Source organism: Anaerobiospirillum sp. NML120511, from assembly GCF_023050955.1.
Taxonomy (GTDB): Bacteria; Pseudomonadota; Gammaproteobacteria; order Enterobacterales; family Succinivibrionaceae; genus Anaerobiospirillum.
This window is the reverse complement of record NZ_JALKIK010000082.1, coordinates 1-4,489: the sequence shown is the minus strand read 5'-3', so window position 1 is coordinate 4,489 and position 4,489 is coordinate 1. Positions and strand designations below refer to the sequence as shown.

General features: G+C 50.4%; 2 protein-coding genes and 1 pseudogene. All 3 read right to left on the bottom strand.

Annotated features, from left to right (window positions below):
• Nucleotides 1-366: pseudogene (gene fucI / locus MXE39_RS12615) on the bottom strand (L-fucose isomerase); the annotation flags it as partial.
• A 311-nt stretch (nucleotides 367-677) separates the two neighbouring features.
• On the bottom strand, nucleotides 678-2,108 hold the full coding sequence (locus MXE39_RS12610; protein WP_246979054.1) for an FGGY family carbohydrate kinase: 1,431 nt from the start codon (nucleotides 2,106-2,108) through the stop codon (nucleotides 678-680).
• Between the two features lie 596 nt (nucleotides 2,109-2,704).
• Nucleotides 2,705-4,036 (bottom strand): L-fucose:H+ symporter permease, encoded by a 1,332-nt coding sequence (gene fucP, locus MXE39_RS12605; RefSeq protein WP_246979055.1) that lies wholly within the window; start codon nucleotides 4,034-4,036, stop codon nucleotides 2,705-2,707.
• Nucleotides 4,037-4,489: the final 453 nt, after the last annotated feature.

Below are 4,489 nucleotides of genomic sequence, written 5' to 3'. Positions count from 1 at the left end.
TGGACGCTCAGTACCGTTAAAGCCCCAGACACCCTTGATGGTGTGCTTGTCCATGTCCATGGTCTCGGAGCCGTAGCACCAGCATGGGGTAACAGTCAGGGTTACATCAACACCCTCACGGCGGAACATCTCGGCGCAGGCAGCAGCTTCAGGAACACGGCCGATAGTGGTATCAGCGATAACCACCTCAACTGGAGTACCGTCAGCATACTTGAGGTTGGAACGCAGCAGGTCGGCAGCGCTCTTTGCCATGTTCATGGTCTGCTCTTCAAGAGACTCACGAACCTTCAGTGGGCCACGACGGCCATCGATAGTAGGACGAATACCAATCTTAGGATGTGACATGATGATTACCTTACATTGCATACTGCATCAGGGCAGTGTTTGAATACATTCCCGGGCAGTGACAGGCTGTGCTGTAAATGCCTGATATCAGGTCGGGCAGCCGGTATCATTGCTCTGTTGTGACAGCTCAGTGCTCTGCGCCCCAGGGCGCATTGCATCTGCAGAAGCAGTGCTCCTGCGTATTGCATCTTCAGAACCTGTGGTCCTGGCGCTTTGCGCTGTGCTGTCAGTACCGCAGCGGCTGCTGATACAGCCCTGGCCGTTGCGGTAGCAGTGCAGACCTGTGGTCTTTACTGCTCTTGCTGTCTGTTATGGCAGCTCAAGGCCTCAAATCAGGCCTGTGGGTGATAAATCTTGAACTCGGAGGACTCAAGAATGACACGGCGGCCTTCCTCAAGATCCTTAAATTCGCCAAGTCCCAGCTTCTGAGCCAGGAGATTGCCATAAGCTGTGGCTTCCATTGGGCCTGCAACTACCTCAAGACCGGTTACAGTTGCTACCAGCTGGCACAGGAATGAAGACTGGGTGCCGCCGCCAATCATGTGCAGGCGGGTGAACTTTCTGCCCATGATGGACTCAATGTCCTGCAGGGTTGAGTGGTACTTGTGAGCCAGGGAGAGGTAAATCACTCTGAAGTAGTCAAATGGGTGCTCAAAGCCGCTGCCCAGCAGTGAGTTAATGGCTTCAATTACGTCAAATTCGTTCTGGGCAAAGACAGGGGCATCAACATCAACCCAGCTGTCAACCTTGCTTGAGCTTACCCATGCGGTGATTTCATCAAATGGAATCTTGCGGTTTTCACGTTCTTCAAGCTGGGTCTTTAACATTTCAAGAATGTACAGACCTGTGATGTTCTTGAAGAACATATTTGAGCCGCCAAAGCCGGTTTCATTGGTCAGGTTGCGCTCAAAAGCAGCTTCACTGATAACAGGCTCGTCGGTAAGGCCGCCAATCAGGGACCAGGTGCCGCAGGAGAGGAAAGCGGTATTGCGATCGGTATAGGCTTCAGTAAGCAGTACGGCGCTGGCGGTGTCATGGGAGGCACAGGCTATAACCTTGATGTCTCTGTTGAGCTCACGCAGCTCAGGGATCAGGCTGTTTTTGATGGAGCCTACGGTTTCAGTAGGGTAGATGACAGGAGCAAAAATGCTCTCGTCGATATTCCAGGCATTGAGAATGGCTGGTGAGAAATTGCGGCTGCGCAGATCAAGAATCTGTGAGGTTGAAGCAATGGTCAGCTCGGCGCGCTTTTCACCTGTGAGCATGTAGTTGAGCAGATCTGGCAGGAAAAGCAGTTTGTCGATCTTCTGCCAGGTACCGGCAGCATCCTTGCCCTCATCTGCATCTTTCTTTAAGACCAGCAGCTGGAACAGGGAGTTGATGGACATGATCTGATTGCCGGTGGCCATAAAGATGTCCTTGAGGCTCATGCTCTGCTGGGCAAAATCATAGCCTTCATTATGGCGGGCATCACGGTAGGAAACAGGGGTTGCCAGCAGACTGCCGTCCTTGCCGGTAAGACCGAAGTCAACACCCCATGTGTTTACGGCAATGGAGGAGATTTCGTGGGCGTGAGCCTTAATGGTCTCTACCACCTTGTTAACAATCTTGTCCCACTCCCAGCGGCTGCGGCCATCTTCCATAACGCGCTGATGAGACATACGCATCACCTCTTTAGTGGTGAAACGTCCGTCTTCAACAGCTCCAAGAATGGCACGGATTGAGGTTGCGCCGAAATCAAATGCTAAAGAATACTGAGCCATAATTCCAATCCTCCGGGGCGGCTGCAGTGCTGTATCAGCTTCTTGCTGCAGCATGATGCCTGGATTTAAAAGAAGTCTGTGTACCTGATCAGGGCGTTATTTTTGTGTTTACAGCTGCATTTTTTCAGATCTGAAGCTGCATCCCTGCCGGTATGAAACGGGTAACCATTGCCAGCACCTCTTCACATGGAGCCTGACTGAGCCTGCAGGGCTCAAACATGCCCCTGCAGAGCTGGTCTGCAGGAACATGGGCTTGTGTGTGTGTTTGAGTGTGTTGGAGGGTGACTTTCCTTAAGCTTTAGATGTTTAAGGCCTGTGGATGGTATCCACCTGTGCGCAGCTGGGCAGGCTGTCAGGCTTGCTCATACTGCCGGCTGGTCACTTTGCCTGGTACTCTGCAACCTCTTGAGGCTGTCATGTGGGACTGCCCGGATAAGCAGCTGCAGAGCTGGTGTTGGTTAATCGTAAAGAGTTCTGCGCACTCTCAGGAAAAAACCGCATTTGTTCCGGCTTTTTCCTGAGAGGCCTCGATTTTTATACCATCAAGGCCCCGCAGATGACCAGGACTTATTCCCGGCCTGTGATCTGTGTCTTAATTAGCTCTTTTTGGAGTTAAACAGGGCGTAAACGAAGATTACAGCCATGCAGACAAAGGCGGTGAAGTAAGAGGAGCGTACTGCTGCTTCCTCACCGGAGAAACCTGGAACCATGAAAGCCAGAGTTGAGTTGTCGATGAATGAACCCATGATTGGGGTGATGACAGCGCCACCGATGATGGCCATGATTAAGCCGGCTGCGCCTAACTTTACGTCATCACCAAGACCGCGCAGAGCGATACCGTAGATGGTTGGGAACATTAAGGACATGCAGGCTGAGATTAACATCAGGCAGATAATTGAGACGCCGGATGGAAGATATATAGTACCAAGGGTTACAGCCATACCAGCGGCGGCTACAGCAGCCATGAGGCGTGGAGCGTGGATGTACTTCATAAGCCAGGTGCATACCCAGCGGGCGCCTACGAACATGAATACAGCGTAGATGTAGAAGTCAACGGCTTCGTGCTCAACCATGTCGGTCAGGGCCATGATGTACTTGATCATCCAGGTCCAGACGGCAATCTGCATACCTACGTAGAAGAACTGGCTGATTACGCCGAATACGTAACGCTTGTTGGACATCAGGTTGGACAGTGAGCCCATGAAGTTGATGTCATTGCCGCTATCCTTGAGATCAGACTTCTGACGGAAGAAGAAGGCCCAGATAACGAGAGCAATGGCAATCAGACCAACGTATGGAACACATACCCAGAACAGCTCGCCTACGCGTATGGAGCTTAACTCTGATGCGCTCATCTCAAGACGCTCTTCATAAGTAGCAGGGTTGAGGTGGGCAAGAATTACAAACTTGGCAAGGAACAGGCCCATGATGGAGCCTACTGGATTGAAAGCCTGAGCGAAGTTAATGCGGCGGATGGCAGTCTCTTCAGAGCCAAGGGCAATGACATATGGGTTACAGGTAGTTTCCAGTACGGACAGACCGCCAGCCAGAATAAAGATGGATACGAGGAAGATGTCGTAAACCTGGAAAATGGCGGCTGGAATATAGCCCAGGGCACCGATAATGTAGAAGCCCAGACCAATTAACACACCGTGACGGAAAGAGTACTTCTTAATAATGAGTGCTGCAGGGATGGCCAGACAGGCATAGGCACCATAGAAGGCAATCTGAACAAGCGAGGAGTCAACAGCTGACATCATGAAGATTTTGCCAAAGGCAGGTACCAGGTTGTCAGTGATGTTGTTGAGCAGGCCCCACAGGACGAAGCAGGAGACCAGCATGAAGAAGATGACTTTCTTATCGGCTGGTACTACATCATCATTAGGCTTACTTGCCGGATTAAGATCCATTTTAGCGGCGCTTTCCATATCAAAACCTCTTGTGACAATTCCACTTTCTTAAGAGTTGCTGCAGGTGCTGTGACCTCTCTTAAGGCTTTACCCTTATATAAGTCATGGGCTGTGCCTCTGACTTGAGGGCGGGCAGTTCGGAGGGCTCATCTGAGCGGTCCGGCAAAGTAACTGCCATATGACCAGGAAACCTTGCAGGGCGGCATTTCTTTTCTGTTATCAATGCAGCGTGGCTGCCTGCCTTTTACCTGCTGTCCGATATCTTGTATAAGACGTCTGAGCTTTATCTGCACCGGGGCTTTGTAAATCTTCGGTAAATTTATTAAATGCCCCAAGGCAGATGATAAATAAAACTTTCCCACAATTATGTACTAAATAAATAGATATCCGTCAATGACAAATATTGATGTGCATAAGACTCTTACTAGTTTTGCGATAAATAAGCGGAATAAGACAAAAACAAATTTAAAT